Here is a 15,072-nt window from a genome sequence, read left to right on the forward strand (position 1 = left end):
CCCGCCCCTCACCCTGCCCCCTCCCCGGAGGGGAGAGGGGAAAAACACGTCACGCGCTGCGGCGCGCGGCCTTGGCGTCGTCCGAGCGCAGCATCTCGATCTGCTGCAGGTAGTTCTTGTCGAGGCCGGTGACGTATTCGCCATTGAAGCAGGAGGCGTCGAACTGCTTCAGTTCCTCGTTGCCGTCCTGCACCGCCCACACCAGGTCGTCCAGGTTCTGGTAGATCAGCCAGTCGGCACCGAGCATCGCCTCGACTTCCCGCTCGGTCTTGCCCGCCGCCACCAGTTCCGTGGCCGAGGGCATGTCGATGCCGTACACGTTGGGGTAGCGCACCGGCGGCGCGGCGGAGGCGAAGTACACCTGCTTCGCGCCGGCGTCGCGGGCCATCTGGATGATCTGCCGCGAGGTGGTGCCGCGCACGATGGAATCGTCCACCAGCAACACGTTCTTCTTGCGGAACTCCAGGTCGATCGCGTTCAACTTGCGGCGCACCGACTTCACCCGGTCGCCCTGCCCCGGCATGATGAAGGTGCGGCCCACGTAGCGGTTCTTGACGAAGCCCTCGCGGAACGGCACGCCCAGCACCTCGGCCAGCGCGCTGGCGGCGGTGCGCGCGGTGTCGGGGATCGGGATCACCGCGTCGATGCCGTGGTCCGGCCGCTCGCGCAGGATCTTCTCGGCCAGCTTCTGGCCCATCCGCAGGCGCGCCTTGTACACCGACACGTTCTCGATCATCGAGTCCGGTCGCGCCAGGTACACGTATTCGAAGATGCATGGCGCGTGCGTGGCGCCGTCGGCGCAGCGGCGCGTGTGCAGTTGGCCGTCGTCGGTGATGAACACCGCCTCGCCCGGCGCCACGTCGCGCAGGCGCTTGAAGCCCAGCACGTCCAGCGCCACCGACTCGGACGCCACCGCGTACTCGCGCCCCTCGGCGGTGACGCGCTCGCCCAGCACCAGCGGGCGGATGCCGTGCGGGTCGCGGAACGCCAGCAGGCCGTAGCCCAGCAGCAGCGCGATGCAGGCATAGCCGCCGCGCGCGCGCGCATGGACCGCGGCCACCGCCTTGAAGATGTGGTCGGGCGTCAGCGCCATGCGCTCCTGGATCTGCAGCTCGTGCGCCAGCACGTTGAGCAGGATCTCCGAGTCCGAATCCGTGTTGATGTGGCGGCGGTCGTCCTCGAACATCTCCTTGCGCAGCGCCTCGGTGTTCACCAGGTTGCCGTTGTGCGCGAAGGCGATGCCGTAGGGCGAGTTCACGTAGAACGGCTGCGCCTCCTCCGCGCCCTCGGAACCGGCGGTGGGATAGCGGCAGTGGCCGATGCCCACGCGCCCGCGCAGCCCGCTCATCGCGCGCTGGTTGAACACGTCGCGCACCAGGCCGTTGCCCTTGTGCAGGCGCAGCCGCGCCCCGTCCACGGTGGCGATGCCCGCCGCGTCCTGGCCGCGGTGCTGCAGCACGGTGAGGCCGTCGTAGAGGGCCGATGCCACTTCGGTGGTACCGACGATGCCGATGATTCCGCACATGGAACTGCTACCTGCTGCTGTTGGCCGTTGCCACCGGCCGCGCCACGGCGGCCTGGGTGGAAGATGGTGGCGGCGATGCCGTTTCTCCATGGGCCGGCTGGACGCCGGCCGGCAGGGAAACCGGCAACGCCGGAAGATGGTCGGGCACCGCGACCGGGTGCAGGTGTTCGCGCACGCTTTCGGGCAGGCGCTCGCCCAGCCAGGCGGCGGCCACCTGGAACTGCGGCAGCAGCACCGAGCGCTGCCACCACGGCTCGTGGGTGAAGGTGGTGAAACCGCACAGGAACACCACCAGGGTCACCAGCAGCACGCCCCGCGCGAAGCCGAACAGCATGCCGAGCAGGCGGTCAGTGCCGCCCAGCCCGGTGCCTTCCACCAGCCGGTGCACCACGAAGCGCACCAGCGCACCCAGCACCAGCACGGCGAGGAAACACAGGCCGTAGCCCACCGCCAGCCGCACCACCGGCACCTCGATGCTGTGCTCGAAATGCGCGGTCACCGCCGGCCCGAACGTCCAGGCCACCCAGAACGCGGCGATCCAGGTGACCAGCGCCAGCACCTCGGAGACCAGCCCGCGCCACAGGCCGATCAGCACCGACAGGCCAAGCACGCCGACGATGGTGTAGTCGATCCAGCTCACGGGCATCCGCCGTTGGAAAAGGAAACCGCGCTCAGGGCACGCCGACGACGTTGCCGGCCAGGCCCAGCTTCGCCTTGATCTGGTCGCGGACGCGCACCGCGTCGGCGCGCTGCGTCTGCGGGCCGGCGCGCACGCGCCACAGCCGCTTGCCGCCCGCGTTCACCGAGTCCACGAAGCCGTCGAAGCCGGCCGCGCGCAGCTTGTCGCGCAGCGCGTTGGCGTCCGCCTGGCTGCCCATTGCGGCCACCTGCACCGCCCAGCCGCCGGCACGGGCATGGCCGGCGGCCGCCGGCGCGGGCGACGGGGCATCGCCGTCCGGCGTGCTGGCGCCGCTTTCCAGGTGGACCGGCGCGCCCGGGATCGACTGCAGGATCTTCAACCGCGCCGCTTCCGCCGCCGCGCGGGTGTCGAACGGACCGGCGCTGACCAGGGTCAGCGACTGGCCGGCGCGCTGGATGGCATGCCCGCCCGCCGGATAGCCCAGCGCCTTCACGCGCTCGATCAGGCGTTGCGCGCCACTGGCGGAATATGCGCTGAGGTTCAGCGTGAAATGGCCGCGCGCCGCCGTGGCGGGCGCCGGTGCGGGTGCGGGCTGGACCGGTGCCGGCGTGGGCGACTTGGCCACGGGCTGCGCCGGCGCGGCCGCGGCGGGTGCCGGCGGCGTGGCGCCCTGCGCACGGCCCGGCGCGGCCGCGTCGGTGCCCACGTCGCGCGGGCGGTTGGAAGCGATGTTCACCGTGGCCAGCTGGCTGCCCGCGCCCGGCGTGGTGGTCGTCCCGGTGGCCGATTCCAGCGGGATCACCGGATGCCCCGGCGTGCCGCTGGACGTCGCCGCGGCCGGCGCCGACGCGCTGGCCGCGCCGCCGGGCACCAGGCTCATGGTCTTGGTCTGCAGGTCGCTGTCGGGCGCCGGCGGGATCGCCAGGCTCACCGACGACTGGTCCGCCCCGGCCGCCGGCGGCTTGCTGGAGAAGAACATCGGCACGAACAGCACCGCCAAGGCGATCAGGACGGCAGCTCCCAGCAGACGTGTGTTCAAGAGTTCACTCCAAGGCGGCGAAACGGCATGACCCGCGAATTATACCTGTCCGCACCGGGCTTTACGGCCTTGCGCCGCAAAGCGATTCAGGCGGGGCGCTGCAGCACCGCACCCGCCACGAAGAACGAGCCGAAAGCCAGGATGCGCTCGCCCGGCCGTGCCGCGGCCAGCGCCGCGGCCAGCGCCGCCGCCACGTCGCCGTGCGCATCGAAGCAGGCCTGCGGCAGCGTGCGCGCCAGCGTGTCGGCCAGCGCCGCCGCCGGCAGGCCGCGCGGGGTGTCGCGCTCCAGCCCGGCCAGGTGCCAGTGCGCGACGCGCGTGCCCAGCGCCGCGAGCACGCCGGCCACGTCCTTGTCCGACAGCGCGCCATACACCGCGTGCGTGCGCGTCGGCGGCTGCGCGTCCAGCCAGGCCGCCAGCGCGCGGGCGGCCTGCGGGTTGTGGCCCACGTCCACGAACAGCGCCGGGTCGCCGCCCAGCGCCTGCAGGCGCGCCGGCACCCGCGCATCGTGCAGGCCGGCAGCAGCGGCGACGGCCAACGCGTCGGGCGACAGCCAGGGCATGCCGTCCGCCATCGGCGCGTGCAGCGCCGCCACGGCGGCGGCGGCGTTGGCGTACTGCACCGGCGCGGCCAGCGCGGGGTCGGGCAGTTCCAGCACGGTGCCGTCGCGATGGCGCCAGCGCCAGCCGTGCGCATGGCGCTCGACGTGGAAATCCAGCCCGGCGCGCTCGACGCGCGCGCCGCAGGCGGCCAGCGCGTCGAGCAGGCCGGCCGGCGGATCGTCCTCGCCCACCACCACCGGGCGCCCCACCCGGGCGATGCCGGCCTTCTCGCGCCCGATGCTGTCGCGGTCCGGGCCCAGCCAGTCCATGTGGTCCAGGTCCACGGTGGTGACCACGGCCACGTCCGCGTCGACGATGTTCACCGCGTCCAGCCGGCCGCCCAGGCCCACTTCCAGCACCGCCGCGTCCAGCCCGGCGCGGGCGAACAGGTCCAGCGCGGCCAGCGTGCCGAATTCGAAATAGGTGAGCGGCAGTTCGCCGCGCGCCGCCTCGATGCGCTCGAAGCTGGCGACCAGCGCCGCGTCGTCCGCCTCGGCGCCGTCGATGCGGATGCGCTCGTTGTAGCGCAGCAGGTGCGGCGAGGTGTAGCTGCCCACGCGCCGCCCGGCCGCGCGCAGCATGGCTTCCAGCAGCGCCACGGTGGAACCCTTGCCGTTGGTGCCGCCCACCGTGGCCACCCGCTTCGCCGGCGCCGGCGCGCCCATGCGCCGCCACACCTCGCGCACGCGCTCCAGGCCCAGTTCGATGCTGCGCGGGTGGACGCGCTCCTGGTACGCCAGCCATTCGGCGAGGGTGCGGGACATGCGGTTGCTTCGGTGGGGAAATGCGGCCGCCCGGCGGCCGGGAGCGGCAAAGCTTAAGGCATCCAACCACCCTGGCGGCAGTCGCCAAGGCCGTCACTCCAGCGAAAGCCCACTGTTGTCCGGAATATTTCCTGCCGCTGGATGAGCTCCTCCCCCTGCGTGCAGGGGGAGGCCGGGAGGGGGTCACGCCTTGGCTTTCAAGTCCAAAGTACCCCTCCCCAACTCTCCCCTGCACGCAGGGGAGGGGGCTGCCCCGCTTCCCCTTCGAAGCAAACGGCAGTCTTACCCGCACGCCTGTTTGCTCATCTTCGACGCAAGCTCTTGGCCGGCATCAACAGACAGCAGTGGGCGAATGCTGGAATGACGGCAGGCTGGGACAACGGTGAGGCCGGGATGGTGCTGGGAAAGGCTCCCCTCAACGCAGAGGATGGGCGAAGGCGTACAGCGACCAGGCGCAACCGAACAGCATCCATGCGGTCGCGACCACGGCGACCAGCAGCGGCAGATGGCGATCCAGGCGGTGGTGCAAGGCGGCGATGGCGTTCATGGCGATATCTCCTCGATGGGTTTCGGACTACGGGAGACATCTTCCGCGGCGCGCCGCGACGCCGGCAGAAGCAGGCGTCAGCGGTCGGCGATGACAGGCGTCACAAGGCCAGCTTGCGCAGCCGCAGCGCGTTGCCCACCACCGACGCCGAGCTGAGGCTCATCGCCAGCGCGGCGATCATCGGCGACAGCACCAGACCCAGCACCGGGTACAGCACGCCGGCCGCCAGCGGCACGCCGACGCCGTTGTAGACGAAGGCGAAGAACAGGTTCTGGCGGATGTTGCGCACCGTGGCCTGCGACAGCCGCCGCGCGCGCAGGATCGCGCCCAACTCGCCCCTCACCAGGGTCACCTGCGCGCTTTCCATCGCCACGTCGGTGCCGTTGCCCATGGCGATGCCGACGTCGGCGGCGGCCAGCGCGGGTGCGTCGTTGATGCCGTCGCCCGCCATCGCGACCCGGCGGCCTTCGGCGCGCAGTGCGTTCACGGCCGCCGCCTTGTCCGCCGGCGACACTTCGGCGCGCACCTCGTCGATGCCCAGCTCGTGCGCCACCGCCTCTGCCGTGGCGGCGCTGTCGCCGCTGAGCATCACCAGGCGCAGGCCGGCGGCGTGCAGGTCCGCGACGACCCTGGCCGCGTCCGGCTTGATGCGGTCGGCCACCGCCAGCACCGCGGCCGGCGCGCCGTCGATGGCGAGGAACATCGCCGTGGCGCCATCGCTGCGCAGCGCCTCGGCACGGGCGTGCGCCGCATCGTCGAGGACGACCCCGAGTCCGGCCAGCAGCTTCGCGTTGCCCAGCGCCACCGCGTGGCCGTCCACCGTGGCGCTGACGCCACGCCCGGCCAGCGCGCGGAAGCCCGTGGACTGCAGCACGGGCACGCGCTCGGCCTGCGCGGCCGTGACGACCGCATGCGCCAGCGGGTGCTCGCTGGAGCGCTCCAGTGCGGCGGCCAGCGCCAGCAGGCGTTCGCGCGGCCACGCGCCCAGCGGCACCACGTCGCGCAACGCAGGGCGTCCTTCGGTGAGCGTGCCGGTCTTGTCCAGCACCAGGGTGTCGATGTCGCGCAACGCCTCGATGGCGCCGGCATCCTTGAACAGCACGCCGTGCTGCGCTGCGCGACCGCTGGCGACCATGATCGAGATCGGCGTGGCCAGCCCCAGCGCGCAGGGACAGGCGATGATCAGCACCGACACCGCGGCGATCAGCGCATGCGCCAGCCGCGGCGACGGCCCCAGCACCGCCCAGGCCGCGAAGGCCAGCGCCGCCGCCAGCACCACCGCGGGCACGAACCACGCCGCCACCTTGTCGGCCGCGCGCTGCAACGGCGCCTTGCTGCGCTGCGCCTGCGCCACCAGGGCCACGATCTGCGCCAGCAGGGTCTCGCCGCCGACCTTCCTCGCGCGCATCACCAGCGCGCCGTCGCGGTTCACCGTGCCGCCGGCCAGCGCGTCGCCCCGGCCTTTCGCCACCGGCATCGGCTCGCCGGTGAGCATGGATTCGTCCACGTGGCTCGTGCCGTCCAGCACCTCGCCATCCACCGGCACCTTTTCGCCGGGGCGCACGCGCAGGGTGTCGCCGGCGCACACCTCGTCCAGCGGCACGTCGGCCTCGCTGCCGTCGGCCTTGATGCGGCGCGCGGTCTTCGGTGCCAGTCCCAGCAGCGCCTTCAGCGCCGAGCCGGTGCGGCGGCGCGCGCGCAGCTCCAGGAAGTCGCCCAGCGACACCAGGGTCACGATCACCGCGGCCGACTCGAAGTACACGCCCACGCGGCCATGCGCATCGCGGAAGCCCTCCGGGAAGATGCCGGGCGCCAGGAAGGCCACCATGCTGTAGACCCAGGCCACGCCGGTGCCCAGCGCGATCAGGGTGTACATGTTGGGCGACCACGGCTTGAGGGAGCGCCAGCCGCGCGCGAAGAACGGCGCGCCGCCCCACACCACCACCACGGTGGACAGCAGCGCCTCGATCCAGCCCGTCACGCCGTCCCACGGCGAAGGCAGGCGCCAGCCGCCGGACAGGTGCGGCCCCATCGCCAGCAGGAACACCGGCGCGGTCAGCGCCAGCAGTGTCCGGAAGCGGCGCGCCATCGCGCGCAGTTCGCCGCCATCGTCCTCATCCAGGCTGGGCATCATTGGTTCCAGCGCCATGCCGCATTTGGGGCAGTCGCCGGGGCCGACCTGCCGTACTTCCGGGTGCATCGGGCAGGTGTAGATCGTCCCGGCGGGCGCGGGCGGCGCGGGCCGGGGATCGCCGAGGTACGCCGATGGATCGGCCACGAATTTTTCGCGGCAGCGCGCCGAGCAGAAGTGCCAGGCGTGGCCGCCATGCTCGGCGTGGTGCGGCGTGGCATGCGGGTCGACGTCCATGCCGCAGACCGGGTCCTTCGCCCTGTGGGCATGCTGCGCGTGGTCGCGGCGGGAATCGTGCGGCTGCCTGTGCGACGTCGATGCCGTGGCGGCCTTCGACGAGCAACAGCCGTCCGCCGGGCCGTCCCGCCCTTCGTGCAGGTACGCCGCCGGCGCCGCGTCGAACTTCGCCTTGCAACCGCCGCAGCAGAAATGGAACGGGCGCCCCGCATGCGTGGACCGATGGGGCGTGGCGGAGGGGTCCACGTTCATGCCGCAGACCGGATCGACCGCCGTGGCGGCCGGGCTGGCGCCGTGGCAACAGGCGTGGGCGTTCATTCCGGCGCCTCCTCGCTGCTCAGCGCGCGCAGGATCGGGCATTCCTCCGGCTTGCCGTGGCCCGGGCACGAGGCCACCAGCTGCGCCAGCCCATCGCGCACGCGCTGCAGCTCGGCGATGCGCTGTTCGATCGCCGCCAGCCGCTTCTGCGCGCGCTGCTTCACCGCCTTCACCCCGCGCTGGCGATCCGCGGACAGCGCCAGCAGCTCGCGGATCTCCTCTAGCGTGAAGCCGAGGTCCTTGGCTCGGCGGATGAAGCGCAACTGCGCGACGGCGTCCTCGCCGTAGCTGCGGTAGCCGGAGGCGCGCCGCAGCGGTTCCGGCAGCAGGCCTTCGCGCTCGTAGTAGCGGATGGTGTCGATGGCCACGCCGACGCGCTTGGCGACGGCACCGATGGTGAGGGAGACGGTTTGCGTGTTCATGGCTTAAGTCTAGAGCCTTGATCAAGGTCCAGAGTCAAGCTTCCATCGACAGTCGATCGCCGGGTCAGCCGTAGACCTTGCGCAAGGCCCGCCGCATCCGCGCCAGCGCCGCCGCGATTTCCGCCGTGTCGATCACTCCGTAGCCGAAGGTCACCGCCGGCTCCACCCGGCGCGTCATGGCGTAGTCCGCGGTGGACTCCGCGCCCGGCGCGTGGCGCAGCACCACCGGCAGCAGCCGCGACGCCGCCGCGGGGTCGCGCAGGCGCGCGGCGAGGTGCAGGCCGGCTTCGGAAGGAATCGGCTCCAGCCATTCGCCCAGTTCATGGCGCAGTCCGTCCAGCAAGGCCTCGCGCCGCGCCGCGTAGATCGGCCGCATGTGGCGCACGTGGCGGGCGAGGTGGCCGTCGCGGATGAAGGCCGCCAGCGCGGACTGGGTGACGAGGTCGCAGTGGGAGTCGCAGCAATGCTTGACCATCGCCAGCCCGTCGCGCGCCCATGCCGGCGCCACCACGAAGCCCTTGCGCAGCGCGGGGAACAGGCTCTTGGAAAAGGTGCCCACGTAGAACACCCGGCCGTCGCGGTCCAGCGTCTGCAGGGCGTCCAGCGGACGGCCGCCGAAGCGGAACTCGCCATCGTAGTCGTCTTCCACCACCACCGCGCCGCGGCGGCGCGCGAAGTCGAGCAGCTCGGCGCGCCGGCGCAGCGACATCGCCACGCCGGTGGGCGACTGGTGCGAGGGCGTGACGACGACGATGCGTGCGTCGTCGGGCAGCCGTTCCACGCGCAGGCCTTCGTCGTCCACCGGGATCGGCACCAGCCGCGCGCCGGCGGCGGCGAAGGCGGCGCGCACCGGCGGATAGCCGGGTTCTTCCACTGCCACTCGGGTCTGCCCCGGCGTGACCAGCAGGCGGGCGACCAGGTCGAAGGCCTGCTGCGCACCGGAGGTGACCACCACGTCGTCCGCCGCGCAGGCCACCGCGCGGGCGAACGCCACGTGTTGCGCGATCGCCCCGCGCAGCGCCTCGATGCCCTGCGACGGTGGATAGGCGAACGGCTCGCGTGCGAGCCGGCGCAACTCGCGCGCCATCAGCCGCCGCCAGAGGGCGTGCGGGAAGTGGCGATGGTCGGGAAGGCCGAGCCGGAAGTTCTGCGCCGGCAGCACGCGCGGCGGCGAGGGACGCAGGAACGGCGTGCGCCAGGCCGGCGCGAAACGCGGGGCCGTGCCGGCCGCCATGGCGCGCCCGGGACGCGGCGGACGGCGCGCGATCCCGGCCACCCGCGGCCGCGCCCCCTGGCGCGGCACCAGGTAGCCCTCGGCGACCAGCAGGTCGTAGGCGGCGACCACCGTGTTGCGCGCCACGCCCAGCGCCTCGGCCACCCGGCGCGTGGCGGGCAACGGCTCGTCGACCGGCAGGCGGCCGTCGAGGATCGCCGCGCGCAACTGCTCGTGCAGTGCGCGGGTGCGCTCGCCGCGCGCACGCGGAACGGTCACCGGAAAGGAAAAAACTGGCTCCATAACATTCTGCGAAAATGGATCAACCAAGGGTCCAGATTACGCCTAGAGTGGGCCCCGAATCGATCCCCGCCCCATGGAGCCCGGCCATGACCCTGTCGATCTGCGCAACCTGCGGCACCCAGTACCCGAACACCCCCGCGCACTGCCCGGTGTGCGAGGACGAGCGCCAGTACGTCGGCACCGGCGGCCAGGCCTGGACCACCCACGAGGCGCTGAAGGCCACGCATACGCTGCGGCTGGACGACGACGATGGCCTGCTCGGCATCGGCCTGTCGCCCGCCTTCGCGATCCACCAGCGCGCGCTGTACGTACCCAGCGACGCCGGCAACATCCTGTGGGAAGCCTTGAGCCTGGTCACCGACGACGCCGTCGCCGCGTTGAAGTCGCGCGGCGGCGTGGACCTGATCGCGATCTCGCACCCGCACTTCTACGCCTCGATGCTGGAATGGAGCGAGGCGCTGGGCGGCGTGCCGATCCTGCTGCACGAGGCGGACCGCGCCTGGGTGCGCCGCCCCTCGCCCGCCATCCGCTTCTGGCGCGGCGACCAGCACCGTCTCTCCGACGCGGTGACCCTGGTCCGCAGCGGCGGCCACTTCCCCGGCAGCACCGTGCTGCACTGGAAGGACGGCCCGCGCCCGGGCGGCGCGCTGCTGGCGGGCGATTCACCGCAGGTGGCCGGCAACCGGCGCCGCGTGTCGTTCATGCACAGCTACCCCAACTACATGCCGATGCCCACCTCGGAGGTACGCGCCATGCAGGCGCGCCTCGCCGGCTTCCAGTTCGAGGACGTGTATGGCTACACCTGGGGTCGCAACATCATCGGCGGCGGCCGCGCGGCGGTCGACGCCTCGTTCGCACGCTACCTGGCCGACGTGGCCGCCTGAGTCCGACACGGGAGTCCATCCGCATGAACCGCCTGCACGACTACCTGCCCGCGCGCTTCAGCCGCGCCGACGACCGCACGTGGGTCCCCTCCTCCACGCCCGGCAAGTCCTCCAGCCCGCTGCGCTTCCTCGCCGACGACCGCGGCTTCGTGGAGCTGCTGCGCATGGAACCCGGCGTGGTGATGCCGCTGCACCGCCATACCGGCGAGATCCACGCCTGGAACCTCGCCGGCACCCGCAAGCTGTGCACCGGCGAGCTGATCGGCCCCGGCGACTACGTCTACGAACCGCCGGGCAACGTCGACTGGTGGAAGATCGTGGGCGACGAGCCGATGCTGGCGCTGGTGGTCGTGATGGGCGCGGTCGAGTTCCTCGGCCCCGGCGACGTGGTGACCTTCCGCGCCACCGCCGGCACCCAGCGCGCGGACTACGAGCGCCATTGCCGCGAACATGGGTTGCCGGTGCGGGACCTGTTCGACTGAACGGGGCCCGGTCAGCCTCCTGGTCCAGCCGGCCTTCAACCGTTCCCGCCGGCTTCCCCGTCCGGCACCACCGTGATGGTGACCTTGGACGGATGCTGCGCGTCGTGATGGATCACGTTGCGGGCGATGACGCCCCTGGCCTCGTCGTAGTTGTTGCCGCCGGTGTTGAGGTTGCGGTCGAAGCGCGGGAAGTTGCTGCTGGAAACGTCCACGCGCAGCTTGTGCCCCGGCTTGAAGTAGTAGCTGGTGTCGATCGGCTGGAAGGTGACCTTGTACACCTGGCCGGGCGACATCCATGCCAGCGGCTTGTCGTAGCCGTTGCGGTAGCGCATGCGCTGGATGTTCTCGGTGATGTTGAACGCGCGGCCGTCGGGGTACACGTCGATCACCTTGAAGGTGAGGTCGGTGTCCTTCGCGCTCGAGGAAACGTACAGCGTCACCGTGATCGGCCCGCTGACCTCGGTGCCCTGCTCGAAAGGCCTGGAGTCGTAGACCAGGATGTCGTTGCGGGTTTCCTGCGGGCGCTGGTCGTAGGAGCCGAATTTCACCGCCGAGCCCTGGCAGCAACCGCCGCCGCCGAAGGTGGGCACGGGGTTTTCCGGGTCGTAGACGAACGTGTCGGGATGGTCCGCGGCGGGCGGCGCGTCGACCAGCCGGCCGTTGCCGTAGAGCGTGTTGGCCTGGCCCTCGCTGGCGAAGTAGAGATCCCGCGTCGTGGCCCCGGCCGGCGGCCAGGTGTCGGCCTTTTTCCAGCGGTTCGCGCCCATCAGGTAGTACATCACCCTGGGCTGCTTGGCCAGGATGGGGCTGTCCTCGCCCTTGAGGTAGTGGTCGAACCAGCCGTAGACAAGGTCGTTGTAGTCGAAGCGCGCATCGCCCACGTCGAGGTCGCCGATCATGGTGTGCTCGCTGGCGCGGGTGTACGCGCAGTGCAGCACCGGCGCGATGATCGCGTACTGCTGGTCGGCGACGGCCTTCGGCGCGGTGCGGCGCACCTCGTTGTAGGCGGCGAGGTTGGGCGACACGGACACGTCGAACCAGCTCATGAACCACAGGCCCGGCTTGCTGATCCTGAGCTTCTCGTTCCACAGCCCGCCCTTGTACCAGGCGGGATCGTTGGGCGTGCGTGCGATCATGTCGCCGCCGGTGGCCACCGGCATGTGCGTCTCGAAGATGCCCGGCGGGCCGCCCACGGCCTTGATGATGTCTTTCTCGGGCAGGTGCCAGAACGCCTTGTTCCAGTCGACCGGCGGCATCTGCGGGGCGAGGTCGTAGAAGTGCGAGGCGTTGACCAGGTCCGCCTGCGAGGTGCCGTGCGGGAACAGCGGCCGCGTCTGGTTCTGGATGCCGTAATCGTAGATCCAGGAAATGAACAGCATCTGCACCGCGCCGCCGCGGTACCAGTTGCCCTGCTCGTAGTACGGGCCGACCTTGCCGACGCCGGCGCCGAAACCCTGTACGTTGAACGTGGCCAGCGCGGGATCGTCCTGCGCCACCACGGCGAGCTGCCATTCGGCGGTCGACGAGCAGCCGGTGGTGCCGACCTTGCCGTTGGACCACGGCTGCGAGGACATCCACCTGAGCTCGTCGCTGGCGTCGCTCAGCGGCATGCCGAGGATGTCGTAGTTGCCCTCGGAGAAGAAGTGGCCGCGCTCCTGCATCTCCACGTAGGCGTAGCCGTGCTTGACCGCCTCGAGCTCGCGCGTCATGTCGCGCGGTGCGCCGAGCTTCACGTCCCAGAAATTGAAGTTGTACGGCGTGCGCGAAAAGATGGTCGGCACCTTGCCCGCGCCCTTCGGGCGGTAGATGTCGGCGGCCATCAGCTTGCCGTCGCGCATCTTCACCATCACCTTGCGGTCGATCACCGCGACCTGCTCGAGCTCCTTCTCGATGGCGTTGCGCTTGGCGATCAGCTGGGCCTGCGGATCGGGGGGCTGTTGCGCGGCGGCCGGGGTCGCCACGAGCAGCGATGACGCCCACGCACAGGCGAAGGCGGAAGCCAGCGGTTTCAGGCGCATGCTCGAATCCCCTACGAATGTTCCCCGAGTGTCGGACAGCCGGCAGGCCCAAGGAACATGACTAAGGGCATAGGCGAGGTCCGGCACGCGCCGGGGACGCCAGGCCACCCCGGCCAGGTCACACCGGCAGCGCGCTGGTCTTCTTCACCGTGCGCAGCGCCAGCGTCGAGTGCACGCGCACCACGCCGGGCAACTGGGTGAGGATGTCGGTATGGATGCGCTCGAAGTCGGCCGAGTCGGCGTAGGCCACGCGCACCATGTAGTCGGCGCCGCCGGCGAGCAGGCAGCACTCGGTCACTTCGGGATGGTGCTGGATCGCCGCCTCGAAGGCGTCCAGCGCGGCGCGTCCCTGCTGGTCCAGCGTGACCAGCACGAAGGCGGTGCCGGACAGGCCCACGGCCTTCTCGTCCAGCAGCATCACGTAGCGCGAGATCAGGCCGCGCTCCTCCAGCAGCTTCACCCGGCGCAGGCAGGCCGAGGGCGACAGGTTGATCCGCTGCGCCAGTTCCACGTTGGTCAGGCGGCCGTCTTCCTGCAGCCATTGCAGGATGCTGCGGTCGCGCTCGTCGAGCATCGCGCCGGAACGTGACATGAAATTCCACTCATAGGCCAGGTTTGTGGACGAAAATTCTACCGTCGCACGTTAACAGCCGACAAATCCGCGAAAAATTGCTCGCTGAACGGATCATACTTCTGCGGTTTCGGACCGCACCTGCGGTCCGGTTCCTCCACCTCATCAGCGAGACAGCCAGCCATGCGCATCGGTGTGCCGAAAGAAATCAAGAACCACGAGTACCGCGTGGGCCTCATCCCCTCGTCCGTGCAGGAACTCGTGCACCACGGCCACCAGGTGCTGGTCGAGACCGGCGCCGGCCTCGGCGCGGGTATCAACGATGCCGACTACGTGGCGGCGGGCGCCACCATCGCGAAGGATGCCGACCAGGTGTTCGCCGACGCCGACATGATCGTCAAGGTGAAGGAGCCGCTGGCGGTGGAGCGCAAGAAGCTCCGCAAGGGCCAGATCCTGTTCACCTACCTGCACCTGGCGCCCGACCTAGAGCAGACGAAGGACCTGATCGCCTCCGGCGCGATCTGCGTGGCCTACGAGACGGTGACCGCACCGAACGGCACGCTGCCGCTGCTGACCCCGATGTCCGAGGTCGCCGGCCGGCTCGCCCCGCAGGTGGGCGCGCATTCGCTGGAGAAGGCCCAGGGCGGCCGCGGCGTGCTGCTGGGCGGCGTGCCGGGCGTGCCGGCGGCGGAAGTGGTGATCCTGGGCGGCGGCGTGTCCGGCACCCACGCGGCCACCATCGCCGTGGGCATGGGCGCCAAGGTCACCGTGGTGGACCGCTCCGCCGACGCGCTGAAGCGCCTCTCGGCCCAGTTCGGCACCGCGATCTCCACCGTGTTCTCCACCCGCGCCGCGATCGAGGAACTGGTGCGCCGCGCCGACCTCTTGATCGGCACCGTGCTGATCCCGGGCGCTGCCGCGCCGAAGCTGGTCACCCGCGACATGTTGAAGACGATGAAGCCGGGCTCGGTGATCGTCGACGTCGCCATCGACCAGGGCGGCTGCGTGGAGACCTCGCACGCCACCACCCATGCCGACCCCACCTACGTGGTCGACGACGTGGTGCACTACTGCGTGGCCAACATGCCGGGCGCCGTGGCGCGCACCTCCACCTTCGCGCTGAACAACGTGACCCTGCCGTTCGCGCTGGCGCTGGCCGACAAGGGCTGGAAGCAGGCGCTGGCGCAGGACGCGCACCTGCGCAACGGCCTGAACGTGTGCGAGGGCAAGGTGACCTGCGAGCCGGTCGCCCAGGCGCACAACCTGCCCTACGTGAAGGCGGAAACGGCGATCGGGATGTAACACCCGCAATCGCGGCATGCCACCGCCAGGGCCCGGCGCGAATGCGCCGGGCCCTGGCGCATCAGCCCGCCGG

General features: G+C 71.2%; 13 protein-coding genes. 3 read left to right on the top strand and 10 right to left on the bottom strand.

Annotated features, from left to right (window positions below; all coding sequences use genetic code 11):
- Positions 1 to 49: 49 nt before the first annotated feature.
- From purF to QMK61_RS12860, 8 genes are all read right to left on the bottom strand, one after another.
- Positions 50 to 1,525, bottom strand: coding sequence for an amidophosphoribosyltransferase (gene purF, locus QMK61_RS12825; protein WP_302072610.1), 1,476 nt, complete (start codon positions 1,523 to 1,525; stop codon positions 50 to 52).
- A gap of 7 nt (positions 1,526 to 1,532) precedes the next feature.
- On the bottom strand, positions 1,533 to 2,165 hold the full coding sequence (locus QMK61_RS12830; RefSeq protein ID WP_302072611.1) for a CvpA family protein: 633 nt from the start codon (positions 2,163 to 2,165) through the stop codon (positions 1,533 to 1,535).
- 31 nt (positions 2,166 to 2,196) lie between these two features.
- Positions 2,197 to 3,204 carry an SPOR domain-containing protein gene (locus tag QMK61_RS12835; RefSeq protein WP_302072612.1) on the bottom strand — a complete coding sequence of 336 codons (1,008 nt, stop codon included), beginning with the start codon at positions 3,202 to 3,204 and terminating at the stop codon, positions 2,197 to 2,199.
- Positions 3,205 to 3,290: 86 nt separating this feature from the next.
- The gene (gene folC / locus QMK61_RS12840; protein ID WP_302072613.1) at positions 3,291 to 4,571 is read right to left on the bottom strand and encodes a bifunctional tetrahydrofolate synthase/dihydrofolate synthase; all 1,281 of its coding nucleotides are present in this window, start codon (positions 4,569 to 4,571) and stop codon (positions 3,291 to 3,293) included.
- 415 nt (positions 4,572 to 4,986) lie between these two features.
- Positions 4,987 to 5,118 (bottom strand): hypothetical protein, encoded by a 132-nt coding sequence (locus tag QMK61_RS12845; protein ID WP_302072614.1) that lies wholly within the window; start codon positions 5,116 to 5,118, stop codon positions 4,987 to 4,989.
- 100 nt (positions 5,119 to 5,218) lie between these two features.
- Positions 5,219 to 7,804, bottom strand: a complete 2,586-nt coding sequence (locus QMK61_RS12850; RefSeq protein WP_302072615.1) for a heavy metal translocating P-type ATPase — start codon at positions 7,802 to 7,804, stop codon at positions 5,219 to 5,221.
- Positions 7,801 to 8,226, bottom strand: a complete 426-nt coding sequence (locus tag QMK61_RS12855; RefSeq protein WP_302072616.1) for a heavy metal-responsive transcriptional regulator — start codon at positions 8,224 to 8,226, stop codon at positions 7,801 to 7,803. Before QMK61_RS12855 ends, QMK61_RS12850 begins: the two co-directional genes overlap by 4 nt.
- Positions 8,227 to 8,290: 64 nt before the next feature.
- On the bottom strand, positions 8,291 to 9,718 hold the full coding sequence (locus QMK61_RS12860; protein ID WP_302072617.1) for a PLP-dependent aminotransferase family protein: 1,428 nt from the start codon (positions 9,716 to 9,718) through the stop codon (positions 8,291 to 8,293).
- Between the two features lie 110 nt (positions 9,719 to 9,828).
- Between QMK61_RS12860 and QMK61_RS12865 the strand changes: the two genes are divergently transcribed.
- Together QMK61_RS12865 and QMK61_RS12870 are read left to right on the top strand one after the other, a co-directional pair.
- Positions 9,829 to 10,626: an MBL fold metallo-hydrolase gene (locus QMK61_RS12865; RefSeq protein ID WP_302072618.1), complete on the top strand. Its 798-nt coding sequence runs from the start codon at positions 9,829 to 9,831 to the stop codon at positions 10,624 to 10,626.
- Between the two features lie 23 nt (positions 10,627 to 10,649).
- Complete coding sequence (locus QMK61_RS12870) at positions 10,650 to 11,108, top strand: cupin domain-containing protein (RefSeq protein WP_302072619.1); 459 nt, start codon at positions 10,650 to 10,652, stop codon at positions 11,106 to 11,108.
- 35 nt (positions 11,109 to 11,143) lie between these two features.
- Here the strand turns inward: QMK61_RS12870 and QMK61_RS12875 are convergent, their stop codons facing one another.
- Both QMK61_RS12875 and QMK61_RS12880 read right to left on the bottom strand, forming a co-directional pair.
- Positions 11,144 to 13,126, bottom strand: a complete 1,983-nt coding sequence (locus tag QMK61_RS12875) for a CocE/NonD family hydrolase (RefSeq protein ID WP_302072620.1) — start codon at positions 13,124 to 13,126, stop codon at positions 11,144 to 11,146.
- A gap of 118 nt (positions 13,127 to 13,244) precedes the next feature.
- Positions 13,245 to 13,718, bottom strand: coding sequence for an Lrp/AsnC family transcriptional regulator (locus QMK61_RS12880; protein WP_302072621.1), 474 nt, complete (start codon positions 13,716 to 13,718; stop codon positions 13,245 to 13,247).
- A 162-nt stretch (positions 13,719 to 13,880) separates the two neighbouring features.
- On the opposite strand from QMK61_RS12880, the gene ald reads away from it, so the two are divergent.
- Complete coding sequence (ald, locus tag QMK61_RS12885; protein WP_302072622.1) at positions 13,881 to 14,999, top strand: alanine dehydrogenase; 1,119 nt, start codon at positions 13,881 to 13,883, stop codon at positions 14,997 to 14,999.
- Positions 15,000 to 15,072: the final 73 nt, after the last annotated feature.

Source organism: Fulvimonas sp. R45 (assembly GCF_030504985.1).
Classification (GTDB): Bacteria; Pseudomonadota; Gammaproteobacteria; order Xanthomonadales; family Rhodanobacteraceae; genus Rhodanobacter_A.

Excerpts from the sequence above, each read along its gene's own strand:
- purF (WP_302072610.1), bottom strand. The coding sequence starts at position 1,525 with ATGTGCGGAATCATCGGCATCGTCGGTACCACCGAAGTGGCATCGGCC.
- folC (WP_302072613.1), bottom strand. The coding sequence starts at position 4,571 with ATGTCCCGCACCCTCGCCGAATGGCTGGCGTACCAGGAGCGCGTCCAC.
- QMK61_RS12845 (WP_302072614.1), bottom strand. The coding sequence starts at position 5,118 with ATGAACGCCATCGCCGCCTTGCACCACCGCCTGGATCGCCATCTGCCG.
- QMK61_RS12850 (WP_302072615.1), bottom strand. The coding sequence starts at position 7,804 with ATGAACGCCCACGCCTGTTGCCACGGCGCCAGCCCGGCCGCCACGGCG.
- QMK61_RS12855 (WP_302072616.1), bottom strand. The coding sequence starts at position 8,226 with ATGAACACGCAAACCGTCTCCCTCACCATCGGTGCCGTCGCCAAGCGC.
- QMK61_RS12865 (WP_302072618.1), top strand. The coding sequence starts at position 9,829 with ATGACCCTGTCGATCTGCGCAACCTGCGGCACCCAGTACCCGAACACC.
- QMK61_RS12870 (WP_302072619.1), top strand. The coding sequence starts at position 10,650 with ATGAACCGCCTGCACGACTACCTGCCCGCGCGCTTCAGCCGCGCCGAC.
- QMK61_RS12875 (WP_302072620.1), bottom strand. The coding sequence starts at position 13,126 with ATGCGCCTGAAACCGCTGGCTTCCGCCTTCGCCTGTGCGTGGGCGTCA.
- QMK61_RS12880 (WP_302072621.1), bottom strand. The coding sequence starts at position 13,718 with ATGTCACGTTCCGGCGCGATGCTCGACGAGCGCGACCGCAGCATCCTG.
- ald (WP_302072622.1), top strand. The coding sequence starts at position 13,881 with ATGCGCATCGGTGTGCCGAAAGAAATCAAGAACCACGAGTACCGCGTG.